Annotated in this window: 22 protein-coding genes and 3 pseudogenes; 13 read left to right on the forward strand and 12 right to left on the reverse strand. The window is 59.6% G+C overall.

Features of this window, described 5'->3' with window-relative positions:
- Positions 1 to 142: 142 nt before the first annotated feature.
- Positions 143 to 337, forward strand: a complete 195-nt coding sequence (locus AEQ63_RS13120) for a hypothetical protein (protein ID WP_016770691.1) — start codon at positions 143 to 145, stop codon at positions 335 to 337.
- A 103-nt stretch (positions 338 to 440) separates the two neighbouring features.
- Complete coding sequence (locus tag AEQ63_RS13125; protein ID WP_042609153.1) at positions 441 to 623, forward strand: hypothetical protein; 183 nt, start codon at positions 441 to 443, stop codon at positions 621 to 623.
- Here the strand turns inward: AEQ63_RS13125 and AEQ63_RS13130 are convergent.
- Positions 620 to 1,681, reverse strand: a complete 1,062-nt coding sequence (locus AEQ63_RS13130) for an AI-2E family transporter (protein ID WP_064363675.1) — start codon at positions 1,679 to 1,681, stop codon at positions 620 to 622. The genes AEQ63_RS13125 and AEQ63_RS13130 overlap by 4 nt on opposite strands.
- Before the next feature lie 230 nt (positions 1,682 to 1,911).
- On the opposite strand from AEQ63_RS13130, the pseudogene AEQ63_RS13135 reads away from it, so the two are divergent.
- Positions 1,912 to 2,142: pseudogene (locus AEQ63_RS13135) on the forward strand (U32 family peptidase C-terminal domain-containing protein); the annotation flags it as partial.
- Between the two features lie 127 nt (positions 2,143 to 2,269).
- Here the strand turns inward: AEQ63_RS13135 and AEQ63_RS13140 are convergent.
- Positions 2,270 to 2,500, reverse strand: a complete 231-nt coding sequence (locus AEQ63_RS13140) for a hypothetical protein (RefSeq protein ID WP_064363677.1) — start codon at positions 2,498 to 2,500, stop codon at positions 2,270 to 2,272.
- Positions 2,501 to 2,591: 91 nt separating this feature from the next.
- Entirely contained in the window at positions 2,592 to 3,305 is a 714-nt protein-coding gene (locus AEQ63_RS13145; protein ID WP_064363678.1) for a FadR/GntR family transcriptional regulator, read from the reverse strand.
- A 355-nt stretch (positions 3,306 to 3,660) separates the two neighbouring features.
- On the opposite strand from AEQ63_RS13145, the gene AEQ63_RS13150 reads away from it, so the two are divergent.
- Positions 3,661 to 5,007 (forward strand): MFS transporter, encoded by a 1,347-nt coding sequence (locus AEQ63_RS13150; RefSeq protein WP_042609149.1) that lies wholly within the window; start codon positions 3,661 to 3,663, stop codon positions 5,005 to 5,007.
- 25 nt (positions 5,008 to 5,032) lie between these two features.
- A complete protein-coding gene (gene gudD, locus AEQ63_RS13155) occupies positions 5,033 to 6,376 on the forward strand; it encodes a glucarate dehydratase (RefSeq protein ID WP_064363679.1) in 1,344 nt (447 codons plus the stop codon).
- A gap of 128 nt (positions 6,377 to 6,504) precedes the next feature.
- Here gudD and AEQ63_RS13160 read toward each other — a convergent pair whose 3' ends face one another.
- Positions 6,505 to 7,377 (reverse strand): LysR family transcriptional regulator, encoded by an 873-nt coding sequence (locus tag AEQ63_RS13160; RefSeq protein ID WP_064363680.1) that lies wholly within the window; start codon positions 7,375 to 7,377, stop codon positions 6,505 to 6,507.
- A 159-nt stretch (positions 7,378 to 7,536) separates the two neighbouring features.
- On the opposite strand from AEQ63_RS13160, the gene ampC reads away from it, so the two are divergent.
- Positions 7,537 to 8,703: a class C beta-lactamase gene (ampC, locus tag AEQ63_RS13165; RefSeq protein ID WP_064363681.1), complete on the forward strand. Its 1,167-nt coding sequence runs from the start codon at positions 7,537 to 7,539 to the stop codon at positions 8,701 to 8,703.
- 95 nt (positions 8,704 to 8,798) lie between these two features.
- Here the strand turns inward: ampC and AEQ63_RS13170 are convergent, their stop codons facing one another.
- Together AEQ63_RS13170 and AEQ63_RS13175 are read right to left on the reverse strand one after the other, a co-directional pair.
- Positions 8,799 to 9,065, reverse strand: coding sequence for a hypothetical protein (locus tag AEQ63_RS13170; RefSeq protein WP_042609145.1), 267 nt, complete (start codon positions 9,063 to 9,065; stop codon positions 8,799 to 8,801).
- A 15-nt stretch (positions 9,066 to 9,080) separates the two neighbouring features.
- Positions 9,081 to 9,410 carry a DUF6124 family protein gene (locus AEQ63_RS13175; RefSeq protein ID WP_042609144.1) on the reverse strand — a complete coding sequence of 110 codons (330 nt, stop codon included), beginning with the start codon at positions 9,408 to 9,410 and terminating at the stop codon, positions 9,081 to 9,083.
- Positions 9,411 to 9,864: 454 nt separating this feature from the next.
- Between AEQ63_RS13175 and AEQ63_RS13180 the strand changes: the two genes are divergently transcribed.
- Positions 9,865 to 10,986: an AAA family ATPase gene (locus AEQ63_RS13180; protein WP_064363682.1), complete on the forward strand. Its 1,122-nt coding sequence runs from the start codon at positions 9,865 to 9,867 to the stop codon at positions 10,984 to 10,986.
- Between the two features lie 234 nt (positions 10,987 to 11,220).
- Here the strand turns inward: AEQ63_RS13180 and AEQ63_RS13185 are convergent, their stop codons facing one another.
- Positions 11,221 to 11,793 carry a DUF4174 domain-containing protein gene (locus AEQ63_RS13185; protein WP_042609143.1) on the reverse strand — a complete coding sequence of 191 codons (573 nt, stop codon included), beginning with the start codon at positions 11,791 to 11,793 and terminating at the stop codon, positions 11,221 to 11,223.
- A 208-nt stretch (positions 11,794 to 12,001) separates the two neighbouring features.
- Here AEQ63_RS13185 and AEQ63_RS13190 point away from each other — a divergent pair, with 208 nt between their 5' ends.
- Complete coding sequence (locus tag AEQ63_RS13190) at positions 12,002 to 12,466, forward strand: GNAT family N-acetyltransferase (protein ID WP_064363683.1); 465 nt, start codon at positions 12,002 to 12,004, stop codon at positions 12,464 to 12,466.
- Positions 12,467 to 12,523: 57 nt separating this feature from the next.
- On the opposite strand, the gene AEQ63_RS13195 is transcribed toward AEQ63_RS13190, so the two are convergent.
- Both AEQ63_RS13195 and AEQ63_RS13200 read right to left on the reverse strand, forming a co-directional pair.
- On the reverse strand, positions 12,524 to 13,309 hold the full coding sequence (locus AEQ63_RS13195; RefSeq protein ID WP_064363684.1) for a sulfite exporter TauE/SafE family protein: 786 nt from the start codon (positions 13,307 to 13,309) through the stop codon (positions 12,524 to 12,526).
- Positions 13,310 to 13,547: 238 nt separating this feature from the next.
- Positions 13,548 to 14,297 (reverse strand): hypothetical protein, encoded by a 750-nt coding sequence (locus AEQ63_RS13200; RefSeq protein ID WP_042609140.1) that lies wholly within the window; start codon positions 14,295 to 14,297, stop codon positions 13,548 to 13,550.
- Between the two features lie 344 nt (positions 14,298 to 14,641).
- Here AEQ63_RS13200 and AEQ63_RS13205 point away from each other — a divergent pair, with 344 nt between their 5' ends.
- From AEQ63_RS13205 to AEQ63_RS13215, 3 genes are all read left to right on the forward strand, one after another.
- A complete protein-coding gene (locus tag AEQ63_RS13205) occupies positions 14,642 to 15,790 on the forward strand; it encodes an aldose epimerase family protein (protein WP_064363685.1) in 1,149 nt (382 codons plus the stop codon).
- Positions 15,791 to 16,012: 222 nt separating this feature from the next.
- The gene (locus AEQ63_RS13210) at positions 16,013 to 16,834 is read left to right on the forward strand and encodes an aldo/keto reductase (protein ID WP_064363686.1); all 822 of its coding nucleotides are present in this window, start codon (positions 16,013 to 16,015) and stop codon (positions 16,832 to 16,834) included.
- A gap of 24 nt (positions 16,835 to 16,858) precedes the next feature.
- Positions 16,859 to 17,329 carry a DUF1810 domain-containing protein gene (locus AEQ63_RS13215; protein WP_064363687.1) on the forward strand — a complete coding sequence of 157 codons (471 nt, stop codon included), beginning with the start codon at positions 16,859 to 16,861 and terminating at the stop codon, positions 17,327 to 17,329.
- Here the strand turns inward: AEQ63_RS13215 and AEQ63_RS13220 are convergent.
- Positions 17,294 to 19,654 (reverse strand): DNA polymerase II, encoded by a 2,361-nt coding sequence (locus tag AEQ63_RS13220; RefSeq protein ID WP_161806075.1) that lies wholly within the window; start codon positions 19,652 to 19,654, stop codon positions 17,294 to 17,296. The genes AEQ63_RS13215 and AEQ63_RS13220 overlap by 36 nt on opposite strands.
- Before the next feature lie 198 nt (positions 19,655 to 19,852).
- Between AEQ63_RS13220 and AEQ63_RS13225 the strand changes: the two genes are divergently transcribed.
- On the forward strand, positions 19,853 to 20,293 hold the full coding sequence (locus AEQ63_RS13225) for a CBS domain-containing protein (protein WP_016775372.1): 441 nt from the start codon (positions 19,853 to 19,855) through the stop codon (positions 20,291 to 20,293).
- Positions 20,294 to 20,411: 118 nt separating this feature from the next.
- Here AEQ63_RS13225 and AEQ63_RS13230 read toward each other — a convergent pair whose 3' ends face one another.
- Complete coding sequence (locus AEQ63_RS13230; RefSeq protein WP_042609135.1) at positions 20,412 to 21,041, reverse strand: glutathione S-transferase N-terminal domain-containing protein; 630 nt, start codon at positions 21,039 to 21,041, stop codon at positions 20,412 to 20,414.
- A gap of 1,064 nt (positions 21,042 to 22,105) precedes the next feature.
- Here AEQ63_RS13230 and AEQ63_RS28955 point away from each other — a divergent pair.
- Positions 22,106 to 22,390: pseudogene (locus AEQ63_RS28955) on the forward strand (energy transducer TonB); the annotation flags it as partial.
- Here AEQ63_RS28955 and AEQ63_RS28960 read toward each other — a convergent pair.
- Positions 22,386 to 22,484: pseudogene (locus AEQ63_RS28960) on the reverse strand (hypothetical protein); the annotation flags it as partial. The pseudogenes AEQ63_RS28955 and AEQ63_RS28960 overlap by 5 nt on opposite strands.

A 22,484-nucleotide genomic window follows, 5' to 3' on the forward strand; every position in this document is an offset into this window, starting at 1 on the left:
GGACAGTTCGAGCAGCTAAAGTCGGCATGATGGAATCGACCGCTGGCTGTTTTTTTCATCAAATGGTCACCGTTTTGTCATGACGGAACCGCAATCTGAATCCGTCCGTAAACAACAGATCGATAACAACAAGGACGACTGTATGCCCACACAAAATCCGCACCGCATCGTCGGTTTGTGCACCTCGAGCAAGGTCTACAGCGCGCTCACCGAGCTCAAGCATCTGGAAGGCCATCGGTGCGCCAAGCTGCTGTCCCTGCTCGCCGAAAACCTCGTGCACAAGGGCCTGCTCAATGAACGCGAAGTCATGCACATGCTCGATCAGGTGGTCGAATGACGCCAGACCTCACTGGCATCAATGACCACTATCGAAAGCGTTGATTGTCCGCAGCGCCAACAAATCCCTAAGGTAGCCCCATCAGTTTGATGGAGGTTTTCCCATGGCTCAGGTTCAAATCATGTCGGTGATCGGCAGCGCAGTTCCCGCTTCGCTGCGCGCGTCGGGCTTGCTCGCCTGCTGGTATCTGGTGCGCGATGGCGAGCCAATCAGCGGCCCGCTCACCTCTTTGCCGGCGGCGCAGGCCTTGTCGCAACAGGTCACCAGCACCGCGTTGCATGCCTAAGGCAGTTGCACTTTGGGCTTGGTCTCGACGAACAGCGCCCAGCTCGACAGGAATAGCGCGGCGATCAGCGGGCCGATCACGAAGCCGTTGAGGCCGAACACCGCGAGCCCACCAAGGGTGGAAACCAGAATCAGGTAGTCGGGCATTTTCGTGTCCTTGCCCACCAGAATCGGGCGCAGCACGTTGTCGACCAGGCCGATCACGAAGACGCCGAACAAGCCCAGAACCACGCCCTGCCAGATCATGCCGCTGAGCAGGAAGTACACCGCCACCGGCGCCCAGACAATCCCCGCGCCCACCGCAGGCAACAGCGAGAGAAACGCCATCAGCACCGCCCAGAGCAACGCGCTGGGGATGTCGAGAAACCAGAAAATCAGCCCGCCCAGCGCACCCTGGGTCACGGCCACTACCACGTTACCCTTGACTGTCGCACGCACCACGCGGTTGAACTTCAGTTGCAGGCGGCGCTTGTGGTTTTCCTCCAGCGGCACCGCCGTGCGAATCTTGCGCGCCAGCTCGGGGCCGTCACGCAGAAAGAAAAACAGTAGATACAGCATGATGAAAAAGCTCACCACGAATTCAAAGGTGCCCTGGCCGAAACTGAACGCCTGGGTCGCCAGCACCTGACTGCCCTGCATCGCCGTCTTGACGATCTTCTCCCGCAGGCTGTCGAGTTCGCCCATGCCAAAGCGATCGAGCAAATGCTGAAAGTACGGCGGCAGGCTGTGCTTGAACTGCGCGAGATACGCGGCGATGTCCAGCTCACCGCTTTCGATGTTCTTGTAGACCGTCGCCCCTTCCTGCACCAGCAAAATGCTGACGATGATCACTGGCAGAATCGCGATCACCAGACACAGGCTCAACGTGCACAGCGAGGTCACGTTGCGTGGCCAGCCGAATTTCAGCTGCACCTTGCGCTGCACTGGCGCAAACAGAATGCCGAGGATGACAGCCCAGAACACCGCGCCGTAAAACGGCAGCAGAATCCAGATAAAAGCTACCGTGACCAGCACTAGCAGCACTGTCAGGGATTTGAATTGCAGACTCTTTTCGTTCATATCCGGTCCATGTCAGTCAGGCGTCACGCACGCCCGCCCCACTTAGTCAGCCGCCGCGCGCGCGAGTGCCATGTTTATTCATGGAGCATAGATCCAGATCAATAAACCCTCGCGACAGCTGCCCTACCTTGCGCGGCTTTTGCGACCGACACCCAAATGCCAACTCTCATTGCCCCCGAGCTGCTTGCCCCCGCTGACACCCTGAAAAACATGCGTTACGCCTTCGCCTACGGCGCCGATGCTTGGCCGAGATGAAGGTGAAGAATCGGTTTGTCATGGGCGATCATCTGGAACTGATGACGCCCAAGGGCAATTTTCATTTTGCTCTGCATGAGTTGCGCAGTGTCAGCGGGGAAGCGATCGAGGTGGCGCCGGGGGATGGGCATACGGTGTATGTTCCGGTACCGGATGGAGCGGACTTGCGCTTTGAGTTGTTAATGCGGGATTTGGTCCCGGTTTAGTTCCAAGGCACGCCTCGGTAGGAGCTGTCGAAGGCTGCGATCTTTTGATTGTGATCGCTCCCACTCTCCAGCGTGGGAGCGAGCCTGCTCGCGAAGAGGCCGGCACACGCAACAAAAAACCCAGACCTCAGCGCATGTCATCCGACAACGGCGTCGGCTCATCCGCCGGCGGCACATCCTCGTCATCCGGCGGATCCTTCCAGTCATCCGGCCGGTCGCCATCGCTCAGTGGATCGCGCCCCGGATGCATGCCCGGCGGTGCGTCGTGATCGCTCAGGGTCGGCTCGTCGGTGCCGGATACGGGGCGGGTCTGGTCGGTGGGCGCCATGCCACCGGGAACAAGCGAGTCATCAGCCATGCTGCACCTCACAATACTGGCCCGGATTATCCGGGGCGTATAAGTTGGAAGCGCGGCCATCGACGGCGTGCGATACATCAGACCAGCGGCATCAATCCTGGGCAATAAAGCGATCACGACTGTTGGTCAAGTGCAGCCACATGGCGGCACGGGCGGCATCGGCGTCTTGGTGCTTGATTGCATTCAGAATCGCCTCGTGCTCCAGATTCGCCAAATGCCCGAGCTTGCTCAGATCCGCCGCGCCGCGTTCGGCGGCATTCAGACGATTGCGCGGGATCATCGCGCTGCCCAGGTGCTGCATGATCTCGCTGAAGCAGGCGTTGCCGGTGGCCTCGGCGATCAACAGATGAAAACGCCGATCGGCCTCCACGCAACTGTCGTTGTTGGCCAGCAGCCGCTGATAGTCATCCAGCGCCTGACGCATCTGCAGCAACTGCTGCTCACTGCGTCGCTGTGCCGCCAGCGCCGCGGCTTGCGTTTCAAGGCCCATGCGCAATTCGAGAATGCTGCGCACACCCAGCGCCGTGTCGACATTCAGGCGCAGGCCCTGCTCCGCCGCGCGCTCGATCACGAAGGTACCGATGCCGTGGCGCGTCTCGACCAGCCCCGAGGCCTGCAACTTGGAGATCGCCTCGCGCACCACGGTGCGACTGACGCCGTGCTCCTGGACGATGGAATTCTCCGACGGCAGTTTGTCACCGGGCGACATCTGTCCGAGCAGGATGCTCTGGGTGAGTTTTTCCACCAGGTCATGAGCGAGGTTGTGCGTGCGTTTGCGCGCAGGCGCGTCGAGGTCTTCTTGCATGGTCGGTTCCGGTGATCGGGGCTTGCCGATCGTAGCACCGCGGGATGACGGTTGAGATGGATTCTAGCGCTGTATGCCACGACTACTTGTATGACAACATCAGAGACGTCGAAATTCGCTGTGTTGATCCTACGGTGTTACCGATATGCCTGAAGCAAGCAAGCCACTACGCACATCTCGCTACAACCCCCGAAAATATTGGGCTTAACCCGATTTTTTCATAAGAAACTCTATGTTCAGACGAATTTAATCACCCCTCCCCACTTGTAGGACAAAAAAACACAGTTGTATGATGTCTATCAACAACGCAACACCAGTCCTACCCGCATAAAAATAATCAGTGGGAGAAAAACAAGTGAAAACCTCCGTCTCGGGGATGCAGGAAAGCGTTGATCCAACGCTCGCCTCGGCCATCTCGAAAGTCAAACGCCACGTCCTGCCGCTCTTCGTGATCATGTTTATCGTCAATTACATTGACCGGGTGAACATCGGTTTCGTCCGCACCCACATGGAAACCGATCTGGGCATTGGCGCTGCCGCCTACGGCTTCGGCGCCGGGCTGTTCTTCATCGGCTACGCGCTGTTCGAAGTGCCGTCCAACATGCTCCTGCAAAAAGTCGGCGCGCGCATCTGGCTGACCCGCATCATGTTCACCTGGGGCATCGTCGCGGCCTGCATGGCGTTCATTCAGAACGAAACCCACTTCTATATCCTGCGTTTCCTGCTCGGTGTCGCCGAGGCCGGGTTCTTTCCCGGGGTGATTTATTACTTCACCCGTTGGCTGCCAGGCGTCGAGCGCGGCAAGGCGATCGCGATCTTCCTCAGCGGCTCGGCGGTGGCCTCGCTGATCTCCGGTCCGTTGTCCGGTCTGCTTCTGCAGATCAACGGGCTGGGCATGCACGGCTGGCAGTGGATGTACTTCATCGAGGGGATGTTCTCGGTGTGCCTGTGCGTCTTCGTCTGGTTCTGGCTGGATGCCAAACCCCACGATGCGAAATGGCTGAGCCGCGCCGAACAGGATGCGCTGGTCAGCGCCATCGACGACGAGCAAAAGGCCCGCGAAGCCGCGACGCCGATTCGGCCCTCGCTGGGCAAACTGCTCAAGGACCGGCAGATCATTCTGTTCTGCCTGATCTACTTCTTCATTCAGTTGACCATTTATGCGGCGACCTTCTGGCTGCCAAGCATCATCAAGAAGATGGGCGAACTCAGCGACGTGCAGGTCGGCCTGTTCAACTCGATTCCATGGTTGCTGTCGATCGTCGGCATGTACGCCTTTGCCTCGCTGTCGGCGAAGTGGAAACACCAGCAAGCGTGGGTGGCTACGGCGCTGCTGATCGCCGCAGCGGGGATGTTCATGTCCACCACTGGCGGGCCGATCTTTGCCTTCGTCGCGATCTGCTTTGCGGCGCTGGGCTTCAAATCCGCCTCGTCGCTGTTCTGGCCGATTCCCCAGGCCTACCTGGACGCACGCATCGCGGCGGCGGTGATCGCACTGATCAACTCGGTGGGCAACCTAGGCGGTTTCGTCGCGCCGACCACCTTCGGCCTGCTGGAACAACACACCGGCTCGATTCAGGGCGGCCTCTATGGTCTGGCCGCGACCTCGATTATCGCCGCAATCATCGTCTTCGCTGCGCGCACCACGCCGAAACCCGCTGCTGAAAAAGCGCTGGCCGACGCCGCGCCGAAACACGCCTGACTTCGTCTCGACAAGGAAAACAACAATGACTGTTCATGACACCGCCAAAGCTCCGATCATCACCGAGATGCAGGTCATTCCGGTGGCCGGTCACGACGGCATGCTGCTCAATCTGAGCGGCGCCCACGGGCCGTTTTTCACCCGCAACATCGTCATCCTCAAGGATAACGCCGGCCACACTGGCGTCGGCGAAGTGCCCGGTGGCGAGCGCATTCGCCAGACCCTGGAAGACGCGCGCAATCTGGTGGTCGGCAGCCCGATCGGCACCTACCAGAAAATCCTCAACCAGGTGCGCAAGACTTTCGCCGACCGCGATGCCGGTGGCCGTGGCCTGCAGACGTTCGACCTGCGCATCACCATTCACGCGCTCACCGGCCTGGAAGCCGCCCTCCTCGACCTGCTCGGCCAACATCTGGATGTGCCGGTGGCGGCGCTGCTCGGCGAAGGTCAGCAACGCGATGAAGTGAAGATGCTCGGTTATCTGTTCTACGTCGGCGATCAGCACGAAACCGATCTGGCCTATCGCAGCGAACCGGACGCCGACAACGACTGGTTCCGTGTGCGTCACGAAAAAGCCATGAGCGCCGAAGCGGTGGTGCGTCTGGCCGAGGCGGCGCACGCCAGGTACGGTTTCAAGGATTTCAAACTCAAGGGCGGCGTGCTCAGTGGCGATGCCGAGATCGAAGCGGTGACGGCACTGGCCGAGCGCTTCCCCGATGCGCGGATTACCCTCGACCCGAACGGCGCCTGGTCGCTGAAAGAAGCGATTCGTCTGTGCCGCGATCAGCATCACGTACTCGCCTACGCCGAAGACCCGTGCGGTGCGGAAAACGGTTATTCCGGTCGCGAAGTCATGGCCGAATTCCGCCGCGCCACCGGGCTGAAAACCGCGACCAACATGATCGCCACCGACTGGCGCGAAATGGGTCATGCGATTCAGTTGCAGTCGGTGGACATTCCGCTGGCCGACCCACACTTCTGGACCATGCAGGGTTCGGTTCGTGTGGCGCAGATGTGCCACGAATGGGGCCTGACCTGGGGCTCGCATTCCAACAACCACTTCGATATCTCTCTGGCGATGTTCACTCACGTCGCCGCCGCTGCACCGGGCGACATCACCGCCATCGACACTCACTGGATCTGGCAGGACGGCCAGCGCCTGACCAAGGCACCGCTGCAGATTGTCGATGGTCTCGTGCAGGTGCCGCAGAAACCGGGACTGGGCGTGGAACTGGACATGGATCAAGTGGCCAAGGCTCACGAACTGTACAAAGGCATGGGCCTCGGCGCGCGGGATGACAGCGTCGCGATGCAGTTTCTGATTCCGGGGTGGAAGTTCGATAACAAGCGGCCGTGTCTGGTGCGGTAAACCTGATCTCCCATCCACCACAGTCCCTGTAGGAGTGAGCCTGCTCGCGATAGCGGCGTGTCAGTCAAAATTGATATCAACTGACACACCGCTATCGCGAGCAGGCTCACTCCTACAAGGGATTTGCATTAACCAGAGATTTGCAGCAACCACGCCTTGAACGCTTTCATCGCCGCTGTCTCGGGTCGCGACTGCAACCGCGTCAGCCAATAACTGCCGGTGGTGATCTCGATCGCAAACGGCTGGCAGATCGCATCCGCTGCCAGTTGCCGGGCGAACATCAGCGGAGGTGCCAACGCCACCCCGCCGCCCTGCAATGCCGCCTCCATCATGGCCAGCGACGAATCGAACACGATGCTTTGCGGTGGCGCGGCCTGGGTCGCCAGACCCGCCGCGTGAAACCATTCCGGCCATTCATCGGTGCGGTAGGAACGCAGCAAGGTCTGCTGCAACAGGTCCGCCGGCGAGTGCAATTGACGGGCAATCTCCGGCACGCATAACACCGACAACGGCGCATCGAGCAAGCGTGTCGCCTCAATGCCATGCCAGGCGCCAGCGCCGAAACGAATCGCGTAATCCAGCCCCTCCGCCGCAACATCCACCCGGTTGTTATGAGTCGAGAGGCGTAAGTCGATCAGCGGATATTTCGCCCGAAAGTCCGCCAGCCTCGGCAGCAGCCAGCCCACGGCAAACGTGCCCACCGCACCGACCGTCAGCATGTCCCGATACTGGCCACCGGCCAAGCGCTCGAGCATCTGCGCAATATGATCGAATGAGGTAGTGAGCACCGGCAGCAAGGTCTCGCCTTCACTGGTCAGCATCAGTCCACGGGGCAGGCGTTTGAACAGGGTCAGATTGAGTTGCGCTTCCAGGCTTTTGACTTGATGGCTTACGGCAGCTTGCGTCACGCAGAGCTCGACGGCCGCGCGGGTGAAACTCAAGTGGCGTGCCGAGGCTTCAAACGCGCGCAGAGCGTTGAGCGGCAGTTGTGGTCGAATCATGCGCTGTCCAGAATTTTTCTAATGGCTCGTCCGAGTTTTCATCGTTTGTCGAGGGCCGGCGAGGTGCCTAAATTAACCGCGCTGATCAGCCGCCCGATGAAAAATCACCCGCAGTGTAGCGGTATACAACAATCGACACTCATGGAGAGTGACTCACTCATGCGTTCCTTCAAACCGAGCAAGGCCTTTTCCTACAGCGCTTTCGCCCTGTTCTTCGGCAGCGTTGCCTGCCATGCCGCCACGCCGAGCGATGGGCAATTGCAGGCACTGGTCAGCCAAGCCGTCACCCCGGTGATGCAACAAAACAACATCCCGGGGCTGACCGTGGCGATCACCCTGAATGGCCAGGCGCATTACTTTAATTACGGAGTCGCTGCCAAAGACACCGGGCAAAAAGTCAGTGAAAGCACCCTGTTCGAAGTCGGCTCGGTGAGTAAAACCTTCACCGCCACCCTCGCCGGCTACGCCCAGGCCACAGGCAAACTCGACCTGTCGAGCAAGGCCAGCCAACTCTGGCCGGAGCTCAAGGGCAGCGCCTTCGACAACATCAGCGTGCTGCAACTGGGCACCTACAGTGCTGGCGGTCTGCCGTTGCAATTTCCTGCTGAGGCGGATTCTTCCGACAAGATGCTCGGCTATTACCAACAGTGGAAACCGCAATTTCCCGCCGGCAGCCATCGCCTGTATTCCAACCCGAGCCTGGGCCTGTTCGGCTACCTGACGGCGAAAAGCCTCGGCCAGCCGTTCGACCAGGCGATGACGCAAACCCTGCTGCCGAAACTCGGCCTGCGACACACCTTCCTCAGCGTGCCGCCAGCGCAGTCGAAGCTTTACGCCCAAGGCTACGACAACGCCGACCAACCGGTGCGCGTCAGCCCCGGCGCACTCGACGCCGAAGCCTACGGCATCAAAACCAGCGCCGCCGACCTGCTGCGCTATGTCCAGGCACAGCTGAAACCGGCCAGCCTCGCGCCTGATCTGCACAAAGCCATCGTCAATACACACCTCGGTTATTACCGCGTCGGCGACATGACCCAAGGCCTCGGCTGGGAGCGCTACGCCTACCCGATCAGCCTGGAAAAACTGCAAAACGGCAACTCCACGCCCATGGCCATGGAGCCGCACACAGTCGAGTGGCTGACCCCGCCGCAAGCTGAACCGGCCAACGTGCTGTTCAACAAGACCGGTTCGACGCGGGGCTTTGGCGCGTACGTGGCGTTCGTGCCGTCGCGGGATATGGGTGTCGTGATTCTGGCCAACAAGAATTACCCGAATGCCGAACGGGTGAAGATTGCGCATACGGTTTTCGCGGCGCTGGCGGATTAAGAGCAAAAGAACGCAGCCTGCGGCAGCTCCTACGGGATCGGGTTTTCACACGGTCGATGGAGCTGTCGCAGGCTGCGATCTTTTCGTTTCAGCGCTTAAAGCTGCGCCTGCAAGCGCCAGCCGATGACATCCATCAGGTCGCAACTGTCACGCAGCACGGTCGCCGAGACCCGGGCCAGATCCTGCAGCAACAAGGCGTCGTGGCCCTTGCCGTCACCCAGCGCCAGGGTTTCCAGCAATTGCGTTACGCAGCGCAAGCGATACGCGGCAGTGCCGTGCAGGACATCCAGTGGAGCTTCGCTGTCGATCAGCAGACAGGGGATTTTGCAGTCGATCCCGGTGATGGGTATGTAGCGCGCCATGTAGAACCTCCCTGTTCAATGTTGAGTCGCCGTTGCGGGTGAATCGAGATTGTCCAGCGCGCGGTTGACCAACAGTTCACCGAGCACGGCCAATTGCTGGATCGACAATGTCAGGCTGCGCTGCGCACCACTCAATTCGCAGGCCAGATCAGTGGTCAACACGTTCAGTGAGGCCAGGGTTTCGCAGGCGTGACTCAAGAGTGTTGCTGTGTCGATGTCGGGGAGAATGGTGAAGACGTGGCTGATGGGATCGGGGTTTCCGGGATGGCGGAGACGCGGGTTATTGGAGTCGAAGGAGCTTGAATCCATAAGGGATTCTGGGGGATTTGGAGTGTGTTTTTTCATGTGTTTATTACCGTTGTGGATTGTAGGAAACACTACCTGTCTCACTTCCACATGAGGGTGGCCGCTGTACGCAGGTGTGGAAGACCAGGCAAATCCACCAAGACCCGGCGCACTCGAAAGTGCTCCTGCGCACAGCCGCCAAAACGCGGCGATGTTGACATAAAACCCGTCGACATGCGCTTTTGAGACACTGATGGATGTAATCGAACAACCAGACTTCCACATCCGACCACTGTTTTTCTCAGCGGCCAAAAGAGGTTATCCCTCTGCGCCACAACGCACCAGTTCACCCCAGCCGCCGCGTCTTGCAGGAAAAATCCACCGGGTTTGAAGGGTTTTTGTGTCGGACATTTCGGCGGGCACATGCTGCAACGAGTTTTGATTAGCGGATGAATTCGTTGTATCTACACTCCACATTTTCCTGCAATCCGAGTACCGCTCAAAAGGCGCATCCATGGAAATCCAAAGCTTCAAACTCTCGAACGTCGGACATTTTGGCGATCTGGATACCGAGTTTGCACCGACCCGGACACATTCATCGAATATCACGGTACTGGTGGGCAACAACGGCACGGGCAAAACCACTGTGCTGAAATCCGTTAACACCTGCCTGACCTGGTTGATCGCGCGAATCCGTTCCGATAAAGGCAAGGGCAGACAGCTTGCCGACGAAGAAATCAGGAACGACGCCCCGGCAGCCGTCGTTTCGATTGGCCTCGCGGACCGTTCTCACCCACGGGCTGCTGTCTGCAATGCCGATGACGAAAACCATCTGTTCGTATGGGGCAGCGCTCGCACTCGAGGAGAACCTGCGGTCTCTGACCGTGGCTTTCTGAGAGACGTCAGAGAGCTTGCCGATCACTACCGTACGCGACTCACCGCCGATGCCAGCGCCTCACTCCCGCTGATCGCCTACTACCCAGCCGAACGGTGTGTGAACGATATCTCGCTGAAACCCAGCGGCAGACAGGCCTTCGATCAGCTCGATGCCTACGAAAGCAGTTTTAGCGATGGCGCCGATTTTCGCGGCTTTTTCGCATGGTTTCGTGAGCGCGAGGACAGCGAAAACGAGGATGGGTTATCTGCTTCGGCACTGGCAGCAATCTCGGAAAGATTCGGTACCGACAGCGACGTCTGGAAAGAACTTGCCACAATAAAGACCTCGGCGCGCGACAGCCAGTTGACTGCTGTTCGCTCGGCTATCGCGGCATTCATGCCGGAGTTTACGAATCTGCGCGTGCAGCGCCGACCGCGCCTGTTTATGACCATCGACCGGCAGGGCACATCGCTGGATGTGAGCCGGCTCTCCCAAGGCGAAAAATCGATGATCGCGCTGGCAGGCGATATCGGCCGACGTCTGGCACTGCTTAATCCATCACTGGCTGATCCGTTGCAAGGCGACGGCATCGTGCTGATCGACGATGTCGACTTGCACCTCGATCAACGCAGGCAACTCGGTCTGATCGAGCAATTGAGCGCAACCTTTCCCAACTGCCAATTCGTATTGACCACCCGCTCGCCTATGATCATTGAGCGTGCAAAAGGTGCATTGGTGTACATGCTTGATGACCAGTGATATGCCGACCTGCACATTTTTTTTGCAGGCAGCGCCGGTCAAACTGTAGGAGTGAGCCTGCCCGCGATCGCGGTTTGTCAGGCAACATATTCGCGGGCTGATCCGCCGCCATCGCGAGCAGGCTCACTCCTACAAGGGATTTGTGACTGCCTCGGGTTTGTGTTCTGACAAAAAAATGTGGGAGCTGGTTTGCCAGCTCCCACAGGGATTCTGCTTCAGTCAGTCAACGCGCACTCAATCATCCGGCATCTGCGGCGGCTTGCTCGGTTTCGCCGGTTTGCTCGGCTTGGCGCCCTTCGCGCCTTTGGCCGGTTCCGGCTCGGTGGCGGCGGGTGTTTGCGCAGCGGCGGCGGCAGCGGCGGCTTCTTTTTCGGCCATGGGCATGGCGTCGATGGTTTCGAAGATTTTCGCCAGGCTCAGTGCCTTGGCTTCGTCACCTGAGGCGGAAAGCTTGGTTTCGCCGTCCTTGCCCACCAGGAACACTTTCGGATACGCCCCGGCACCCAGCTTCAGCGAGCGCAGCAGGGCCATGGTGTCCTGCTGGCCCATGTCCTTGCCGTCGAGCTGGCCGGACATGCTGAGGATGGTGTAGACCTTGATGTTGCGGTCGGTGACGCCCTTTTTGTTGGCGGGGTCTTCCAGCGACTTTTTCAGGCTCAGCCATACCGGGTCGACAGTGCTTTGCGCAATCACGATCAGCGGGCGGGCGCGGCCCACGTCCCCGGCCAGGGGTGAATCGCTGTCGGCGGCGAACAAGGGGCCGGCGATCGCCAGCAAAAATGTCAGGGTCAGGGACCTGATGAGCATGCGCATCTCCTTTTGATATCCACGCACTACTGATTGCGCATCGTAGCGATTGTTCCGGCGGCGTCTGGCAAAAAGGCATTGCCCTGTCAGAAGCTTAGGTCAGGGCGCGCTTTGCGCAACATGGCAGAGGTGATCACGCTGTCGATTTGCTTACCGGCCAACGGCACACTACGGTGGCTGCTCTGCCAATGAAATGGAGTTCACCCGCATGCACATCGACTATCTGTGCAATCACCCCGAATTTATCGAAGAACTGGCCACACTCAACTTCAAGGAATGGGGTGATTTCGCGCCTGGCGACAGCCTGGAGGCCCGCATCGAGTTGATGCGCTCTGCGTGTGGCAAGGGCGAGATCCCCAGCGTGATGGTGGCTTTGGAAGGCGCGGAGCTGCTCGGCGGTGCCTTGCTGATCGACAGCGATCTTGACCTGCGGCCGGAACTGACGCCGTGGCTGGCCGGGGTCTACGTCAAAGCCGGACACCGCGGCAAAGGCGTGGCTTCGCAACTGGTCAATCGAGTGGTTGCAGAAGCAGCGGCGCTGAGCGTACCTGAGCTATATCTCTACACCGACACTTCGCAGTCGCTGTATGCGCGACTGGGCTGGCAGGTAGTCGAGGAGCTGGTTTACGAAGAACTGCCGGTAACGGTGATGAAGTTCGTCATCCAACGCTGACCCCTGTGGCGAGGGAGCTTGCTCCCTCGCCACAGCTTTGTAGGGCGCTCAGCAGGATCAAAACGCCAACTTATAACCAATCAACACCAGCATCGTTGCCAGGCACGGGCGCAGGACTTCGTCGGAGATGCGGCCGGTCAGGTGGCTGCCGAGCCAGATGCCCGGCAGTGACCCCATCAGCAGAAAACCCAGCACGCCCCAGTCCATGTTGCCCATGCTGGCGTGGCCGAGGCCGGCGACGAGGGTCAGGGGTACGGCGTGGGCAATTTCGGTGCCGACCAGGCGGCGGGTTGGCAGCAACGGGTAGAGGATGAAGAGCGCGACGGTGCCCAGTGCGCCGGCGCCGATCGAGGTCAGGGCAACCATCGTGCCGAGGATCAGCCCGGTGATCACGGTCATCACGTTGAGCCGCGAACCGCTTGGGTTGTAGTTGCCATCCGCGCGTTTGTGGGCGAATTCGAGCAAGCGTTTCTTGAAAAAGATTGCCAGCGCCGTGGCGAAGAGGACGAAGCCCAGCGCCTGTTTGATGATGGCGTTCATCGCTTCCGGCGCGGTGTGCAGAGTGCTGAGGAACCAAAGCGTCATGGCCACGGCGGGCACACTGCCCAGGGTCAGCCAGCCGGTGATGGCCCAATCGATGTTGTTGTTTTTCCTGTGAACGAGGACGCCGCTGGATTTGGTGATCGCCGCATACAACAGGTCGGTGCCCACCGCGGTTGCCGGGTTGATGCCGAACCACAGGAGAATCGGCGTCATCAACGAACCGCCGCCGACACCGGTCATGCCGACGATAAACCCCACCACCAGCCCGGCAATCACCAGGCCGAAATTTGCCAATTCCATTCAAACGTCCAGAAAACGACAGGAAAAATCTGGCCCGCAGCATAGCGATTTTTCATATAACCACATATATCGATGCGGTCTATGGTTATGCCATATCGAATTTACCCGGGATTAAAATTGTAGGAGTGAGCCTGCTCGCGATAGCGGAGTGCCTGTCGACTCATCAAAATCTGAAAGACGGCTATCGCGAGCAGGCTCACTCCTACAGGGATCTCTGCACTAGCCGAAACCGTGGGGCTCACTGCACCGGCAGGAAATTCAGAAACAACAGACTCTGCGCGTAATTCAAACCAATCCTGCGATAGCGCTCATCGAGCATCTGCGTGAGCAGGTCCAGGCGCGCGACGATTTTGCTGAATTCGGTGGCGAAGCTGAGGTTGCTGCCCTCCTCTGAAATTTCATTGGAGAACAGCAATGGCTGGCCTTCCTTGTTCTGCCGTTGCGAGAGGATCCACATGGCTTTTTCGATATTACGTGCAGCGTTGTGGACGAAGGTCGGGTTGATCGCGTCGGTCATGTAGAACTCGGTGCGATTGCCGTGGGCGGTGACCAGCATGCTGCCGATCGCATAGATGAACGCGCCGACGCGGTCGCCGAGGAATTCCGGGCTCATCGCATAGCTCAGCGCCGCCAGATCCTTGCGCCCGCCGAGCACGGGCAGCGGCTGCTGTTGCTCAACGGCAAGGCGCACCTGTTTCACAGCGGTGTTGATGTTGAGGAAACCGGACTTGCGCAGTTCTTCCGGGTTGCGCAGGTAGAGCTTGCCCATCAATCGGTAGAGGCTGTCGAGGTTGTCGCGCATCGCCAGGGTGGCCATACGGTCGACGCTGGTCTGCAGGAATTCCTGCGGCTGCCCTTCACGCATCTGGTTGAAGAACCCGTTGCCGTTCTGGTGGCTGCAGCCGCTGAGCAACAGCGAGACCAGGCAGGCCAGCAGCAGGCACGGGCGGCGGTGAGCGGCGGTGATCAGGGCAAAAACACTCGGCATGAAATCTCGGACAGGCACATTCCTGTGCGGCGGGAGTCACCGCATCCTGGCCATGCATAGAGCCGCCGATTGCGAAAAAGTGCAGTGCCTGGGCCGTAAGCCGACCTTCGGCGCTTTGCGATAGATCAATTAGTCGGACTTTATATTTGCCAATACGCGGAAATCCGCTATAAATCTCCTCTTCCCACTCAAATAGCATGACTAGTGATATGTAGGAGCTGCCGAAGGCTGCGATCTTTTGATCTTGCTTCTAAAAATCAAGATCAAGATCAAGATCAAAAGATCGCAGCCTTCGGCAGCTCCTACGGTCAATACGAAAACAACAACAAAAAGGAAGGTCAACCATGCTTCAATCCCGTCACCTGCTCTCCGGCCTCGGACTGTCCCTGATGATCGCTACCCTTTCCGCCAACGCGGCGGGCCTGACCGCCGAACACAAAGCCTTCGGCAAGACCAATGACGGCACGCCCGTCGAACAGTACATCCTGCGCAACAGCCACGGCATGCAAGCCACTGTCATCACTTACGGCGCGACCCTGCAAGCACTGAAAGTTGCCGACAAGCACGGCAAGTTCGACGACGTGGTGCTGGGTTTCGATGATGTGCAGGGCTACCAGAAAGGCACCGCGTACTTCGGCGCGACCATCGGCCGCTTCGGCAATCGCCTCGCCGAGGGTGCTTTCGAACTCGATGGCAAACGCTATCAAGTGCCGCAGAACGACAAGTCCAATGCCTTGCATGGCGGCCCCGAAGGTTTCGACAAGAAAGTCTGGAAGGCCAAAGAGACCAAGGACAAGGATTCGGTTGGCGTGACCCTGACCTACCTGTCGGCCGACGGTGAAATGGGCTTCCCTGGCAACCTGACCACCGAAGTCACCTATCGCCTGACCGACAACAACGAGCTGCGCATCGACTACAAGGCCAGCACCGACAAGCCAACCGTGCTCAACCTGACCAACCACAGCTACTTCAACCTGGCCGGCGCTGGCAATGGCGACATTCTCAAGCAGGTCGCGACCATCCACTCCAGCCATTACACGCCGGTCACCGCGAAACTGATCCCCACCGGGGAACTGGCGCCAGTCGCCGGTACGCCGATGGACTTCAGCAAACCGACGGCGATCGGCACGCATATCAAGGCTGATCATCCGCAACTGAAATTTGCCGAGCCGAAACAGGGTGGTTTCGATTTCAACTGGGCGCTGGACACCAAGGGCGATGTCAGCAAAGTCGCCACCGAAGTCAGCGACCCACAATCCGGGCGTGTCCTGCAACTGTTCACTACCGAGCCGGGGGTGCAGTTCTACACCAGCAACTTCCTCGACGGCACGGTCAAGGGCAAGGGCGGCAAGGTCTATCCGCACTGGGGGGCGTTTACCCTCGAGACCCAGCACTACCCGGATTCGCCGAACCAGCCGGACTTCCCGAGCACACGGCTTGATCCGGGGCAGACCTATGCCCACAGCGTGGTCCTGAAATTCACCACAAAATAATCTGCAACACGCGCCCCTGTGGCGAGGGAGCTTGCTCCCGCTGGACTGCGCAGCAGGCCCCTGCTTTTCAACTCAAGGAAAAGCGAGGGCCGCTGCGCGCCCCAGCGGGAGCAAGCTCCCTCGCCACAGGAGTTTCAGCGTTCCGACACACCTTCGTTGGGGAACCCTTGGTCTATCCTGCTGCCCACTAAAGATATCGACTCTTTAAGCCAGGAGGTTTGAATGCGTACCCTTGAGTTGGCCGGCGTACAGGTTCCCGTGATTGGCCAGGGCACTTGGCGCATGGGCGAGGATCGCTCGGCGCACACCCGTGAAGTCGCGGCGCTGCGCACCGGCATCGAGCTGGGCATGACCCTGATCGACACTGCAGAGATGTACGCCGAGGGCGGTGCCGAAACCGTCGTCGGCGAGGCCATTGCCGGTCAGCGCGACAAGATTTTCCTGGTCAGCAAGGTCTATCCGCACAACGCCAGCCGCCAAGGCATCCCGCAAGCCTGCGAGCGCAGCCTGCGTCGGCTCGGCACCGACTACATCGATCTGTATCTGCTGCACTGGCGCGGTCAATACCCGCTGGAGGAAACCGTCGACGCCTTCGAACGTTTGCGCGAGGAAGGCAAGATCGGCCGTTGGGGCGTGTCGAATTTCGATGTCGACGATCTCGAAGAACTGTCCAGTTCGGCCTGCGCCACCAATCAAGTGCTGTACAACCTCGAAGAGCGCGGCATCGAATTCGATCTGCTGCCGTGGTGCCAGCACCAGCGCCTGCCGCTGATGGCTTACTGTCCGATCGGCCAGGGCGGCGCGATGCTCGCCGAGCCGGTTCTGCAAGACATTGCCAGTCGTCACAACGCCACCCCGGCGCAGGTTTCGCTGGCATGGATTCTGCGCCCGGATGGCGTGATTGCGATTCCCAAGGCTGTGCGCCCGGAACATGTGCAACTCAATGCCGAAGCGGCGCAGCTGCAACTGGACGCCGGGGATCTGGCGGCGCTAGACAAGCTATTCCCGGCGCCACAACGCAAGCAGCGGCTGGCCATGGTCTGAGCCGCCGACTGCGAGGGCTTGGCGATGAGAAGCACAGATCTGCACGACCCGTTTGATCTGCAACGTTTTGTCCAGGCGCAGGACCCGGTGTTCGAACGCGTTCAACGCGAACTCGAAGAGGGCCGCAAGCGCAGCCACTGGATGTGGTTTGTCTTCCCGCAATTCGCCGGGTTGGGCGGCAGCGAAATGGCCCGGCGTTTTGCCATTGGTTCAGCCGATGAGGCCCAGGCTTATCTGGCCCACGAACTGCTTGGCGCGCGATTGCGCACCTGCACGCAGTTGGTACTCAACGTACCGCAGCGCTCGATTGCAGAGATTTTCGGCCACCCCGATGACCTGAAATTTCATTCGTCGATGACCCTGTTCGCTCAGTTCAGCGCCGAGGGCAGCCTGTTCCATCAGGCGCTGGAGCGTTACTTCCATGGCATTCTCGATGAATGGACGCTGCAACTGCTCGACTCAAAAAAGGCCCAGTTGCCCACCGATCAGGGTTGAGAAGTCGTCGTCGACAAACGGCAGGATTGCATCCGCCACCGGTTGCAGCTGGCGGGTGATGTAGTGATCGTAATCGATGGCGGCGCGGCGTACCTCCAAAGGCTCCGGGCCGGCCAGGGTGATGACATAGCTGATCCAGCCGCCGTTCTGATACTGCCGGGGCCGACCCTGCTCGGCGTTGTAGTCGTCCGCCAGCCGTGCCGCACGGACATGCGGCGGCACGTTGCGTTCGTAATCGTCGAGCGTGCGACGCAGACGCTTGCGATACACCAGCCGATCATCGAATTCCCCGGCGAGGGTCTTGCGCACGTAGTCGCGCACGTAATCCTGATACGGCTTGCGGTGGAAAATCCGCTCATACAGTTCCTGCTGAAATTGTCGGGCCAGCAGTGACCAGTCGGTACGCACGGTCTCCAGGCCCTTGTAGACCATTTCCTCCGAGCCATCGGCGCGGGTGACCAGACCGGCGTAGCGCTTCTTGCTGCCCTCCTCCGCGCCGCGAATCGTCGGCATCAGGAAACGCTTGTAGTGAATCTCGAACTGCAATTCCAGCGCGCTTTCCAGCCCGTATTCGTCGCGCACATGGGCGCGCCACCAATCGTTGACGTGCTTGACCAGCGCATGGCCGATCTGCGCGGCTTCTTCCTGGCCATGCAGTCGGCGCAGCCAGACGAAGGTGGAATCGGTGTCGCCGTAAATCACCGCGTGGCCTTGTTCCTCGATCAACTGGCGAGTGCGCAGCATGATTTCGTGGCCGCGCAAGGTGATCGACGAGGCCAGGCGGGTATCGAAAAACCGGCAGCCGCTGGAGCCGAGCACGCCGTAAAAGGCGTTCATGATGATCTTCAACGCCTGGGACAGCGGCGCGTTGTGCTCGCGCTTGGCGGTCTCACGCCCTTCAGCCACCCGCGCCACGATGGCCGGCAGGCAATGCCGGGTACGTGAGAAACGGGCGCCACGGAAACCCGGCACCGAGTCAGCGTCGTCGGGATGTTGCAGGCCTTCGATCAGGCCCACCGGGTCGATCAGAAACGTGCGAATGATCGACGGGTACAGGCTTTTGTAATCGAGCACCAGCACCGACTCGTACACCCCCGGCCGCGAACCCATGCCAACCCCGCCGGGGCTGGCCTGCGGCGGGTTGGTGCCGAGGTTCGGCGCAACAAAGCCCTGGCGATGCATCAACGGCATGTACAAATGGGTGAACGCGGCGACCGAACCGCCGCTGCGGTCGGCCGGCAGTCCGGTAACGCTGGCGCGCTCAAGCAAAAACGTCAGCAGTTCGGTCTTGGCGAAGATCCGCGTGACCAGTTCGCAGTCCTTGAGGTTGTACTTGGCCAGCGCCGGTTTGTCTTCGGCGAACATGCGGTTGATCTCGTCCATGCGCTGGTACGGATTGTTGATCGCCTTGCCTTCGCCGAGCAGGGTCTGCGCAACATTTTCCAGGCTGAACGACGGAAAGCTCCAGGTCGCCGACCGCAACGACTCGATGCCATCGATGATCAGCCGCCCCGCTGCCGAGGCGAAGTAGTGATTGCGGCTGCCGTGCTCGCGCCACTGCATTTCTTCGCCACCACGGCCGATTTTCAGCGGCACGCCGAGACGCCGGGCGTGTTCGTGAAGGATGCGCAGATCGAACTGCACAACGTTCCAGCCGATGATTGCGTCGGGGTCGTGGCGGGCAAACCAGTCGTTGAGTTTTTTCAGGATCACCGTGCGCGAGTCGCAGTACTCCAGATCGAAATCGACAATGCTGGCGTCGCCGTTCGGCGCGCCGAGCATGTACACCTGGCGCTCGCCGCAGCCTTCCAGGGCAATCGAATACAGCTCGCCGTTTTCCGTGGTTTCGATGTCGAGCGAGACCAGGCGCAGTTTCGGCCGGTAATCGGGGTCCGCTTTCATCTGGGCGTTGAGCAGCACGCCCTCTGCATCCGGGGTGCCGCCGAACAGCACCGGCGCGGTGATGAAGCGCTCCATCAGATAGCGTTCCGGCGGGCGCACGTCGGCTTCAAAAACATCGACGCCGGCGCGGTTCAGCGCGGTTTCCAGGCGCATCAACTGGCCGTGTTGCTGGCAATACAGACCGAGTACCGGACGATGCTGAAAATCCTGCAGGGCGAGCGAGCGCAGTTCGACATTGTTTTCATCGTGCAGCAGACGCTCGGCCGCTTCACGCTGGGCGGCGGGAATGAACGCTACCGACGGCTGATGCGCCAGGCGCACACGGCGTGGCCCGGCGTCGGTCGCCAGCCAGAACTCGACTTCGGTGCCGGCCGGCGTATCGCGCCAATGCCGGGTCAGGACGAAGCCCTGCTGTAAATCCACCACTGCGACCTCGAAAAATCAGACTGACCGGCATTCTACGCGGCATTACCACGCCTGGCCTCGGCAAAAAATACCGCGGATCTGCGGAAAAACCCGGCGAATGGCGTTTTTTGCACGCTAACTGCCGCATTGCCACCTTGCTCTGCGCGGCTGCGTCTACGATGCTTGATGAACAACGACAACACCTGAGTAACTGCCATGAAGACCGTCGCCCAACTGCTCAAGCTCAAAGATCAGAAAAATCAGGAAGTGCACCAGATCAAACCCGATCACATGGTGCTCGAAGCGCTGATGAAGATGGCCGAGAAAAACGTCGGCGCCTTGCTGGTGGTCGAGGACGACAAAGTGGTCGGCATCATCAGCGAGCGCGACTATGCCCGCAAACTGGTGCTGCACGGCCGCTCCTCGGTAGGCACGCCGGTGCGCGACATCATGGTCAAGGACGTGATCACCGTGGACACCCGGCAAACCGTCGACACCTGCCTGGGCATCATGTCGGACAAACGCCTGCGCCACCTGCCGGTGGTCGAGGACGGCCAGTTGATTGGTCTGCTGTCGATCGGCGACCTGGTCAAAGAAGCAATTGCCGAACAGGCTGAACTGATCAAACAGCTGGAGCAATACATTCGCGGCGAATGAGCCCACCGCCGTGCCGTTGTGGGAGCGAGCCTGCTCGCGAATGCGCTGGGTCAGTCGAAACATCTTTGGCTGACACACCGCTTTCGCGGGCAGGCTCGCTCCCACAAGGGGCTATTTGTCAGCCTTGAGAGGGCCAATGCCGTTCGAACACCGGTGCCAGCACCGGGTGTCGGTCAATCCTTTGCAACCACGCATAAAACCCCGGGCGGGTCTGGCGCAGATGTTCGCGGCTGCCGGCCCAGCGGCTCACCACCGCCGCCAGCACATCCAGTGCCCCGGGGGTTTCGTCATCCAGATACAGCTCGCCGGAAAACTGATCGGCAAATATCTCCCAACTGAAGTGCAGGCGCTGGCGCGTGCCAGCGATCAGGTTCTGCCGTGCGCTCTCGTCGGGCGTGATCAACCAGCGCTCGGGGTAATCGATGATGCCGACCGCCGCGTAGCAATTGCCGACGATATAGGCCAGGCCGCGAATCGCCTGATCGCGATCAGCCGCCTCGCTCGGCAGCAGGCCGGACTTGGGAAACGTCAGGCCCAGGTGGATCAGGATCGCCGCACTTTCAGTCATGGCGCTGCCGTCCGGCAGTTGCAGGGTCGGGATCTGCTTCAGCGGATTGAGTTTACCAAGCGCTTCGGCGGCTTCGGCGCTGGCTTCGGTATCAATGAATCGATAGGCGATCTGGCACAACTCCAGTGCCGCCTCGATGGCGGCCGCGCCGGAATTCTTGTGCCCGTAGAGCTGGTACATGTCCGTTTCCCCCGATTAGGCCTTAGCACAGGGTAGATGGCTGGCTGGCCTGCTGTGGAAAATTCTGCAAATGTGTCGTGATTGGCACGCTTTTCCCATGCACTGCCGACTTGCGAAATCAACCTTCGCCAATCAGCGCTGGCGGTGCCCATCCCGCACCAAGAGCATTCATCGAACGCTATCCGCGTTCTTGTAAGGTGCGACAGGGAATCAAAAGTTCGCCTGTCCGAGCTGGCAACAAGGAGTTCACCGCGTGAATCTTCAAATGCTCCGTCGCCCGACAGACCCGACTCACTCGCAAATCCAGCCGAACATATTCGACTTGGTGCGTTTCTACTTTATTACCTGAAACCCAACGCACACTTAACGTGCCTGGCGTCCGATCAATCGCCGGGCGCCAGGTGTTATTTATTTTTTAAATACGACAATGAATAAAAGGCGGTTTAGCAAGATTGTCAAACAATGAGTTGCCGCCATTGAAGTTGCACCAAAAGCGCACGCCTGAATGTGATGCAGTTATCCAATACTCCAGAAGCAATAATAAGGAACATATCCTGTGGACCGCTGAATTACTGACCTGCACCAAATCGATTCGCCGCGCACCGTAAGGTGCTGAGCCTGATCACCGAGCAGCCGCTCTATCCCGCCAATTCGCGCGATACGGCGTTCCCTCTGGCTCGCACTCGAAAAAGTCCTTCTGTGTGGACTTGAAGACCCTTTCGCGCCGTATAAAACAGCGAGCGAACCTGAAACTTATAGAAATGCGACATCGGCAGCAGCGAGAAAATGCACTCAATGCAGTTCGGTAATAACTGGCACACCTGTTGCAAACTGTAACAAGCGTGAGACAGCTGACGTCTCCAAACAACAACAAGCCAGGGAATGGATCATGAACAATCAAAACCGATGTTACTGAGCCAATAAGTCTGTTCGAGGCCACTTATACAGATAGTCCAACTATCGGCTCGCGTACACCTTGAAGAAAGTTGCACCCACTCACTCGAACATCAGCCATATGTTCGGACGGCACCTTATTGCCCTTCATCTGACCCGAGGGAGCTTTAATGAACGATGCGGTAAAGCACAGAACCCTGCCGGGGACGTTGCAGCAAGCGCCGGTTCCGCCGCCCCCGGGCAGCCCGGCGTTTACAGCCAACACGTCACGACCCGGCGGGTTGAACAAATCACAGATGCTCTTGCTGATCGCCGTGTCGGCACTGATACACGGCGGCGCGTGGTGGTTCTTCCATCAGGCGCGACCGGAGCCACTGCCGACGCCGCCGGAAATTCCGGAAATGACCGTCGAGCTGACCAGCCCGACGCCTCCGGCCCCGCCAACACCCAGGCCGGGCCGTAGGCGATGTTTTCCGAGTAGGTCTTCTGCTGCTGCGGCTGCACCGAGAAAGCGATGAATTTTTTCGCAGCTTCCGCGCGCTTCGGTGC

The sequence above is a fragment of the Pseudomonas sp. RIT-PI-o genome (assembly GCF_001297215.1).
In the GTDB taxonomy this organism is placed as follows: domain Bacteria; phylum Pseudomonadota; class Gammaproteobacteria; order Pseudomonadales; family Pseudomonadaceae; genus Aquipseudomonas; species Aquipseudomonas moraviensis_A.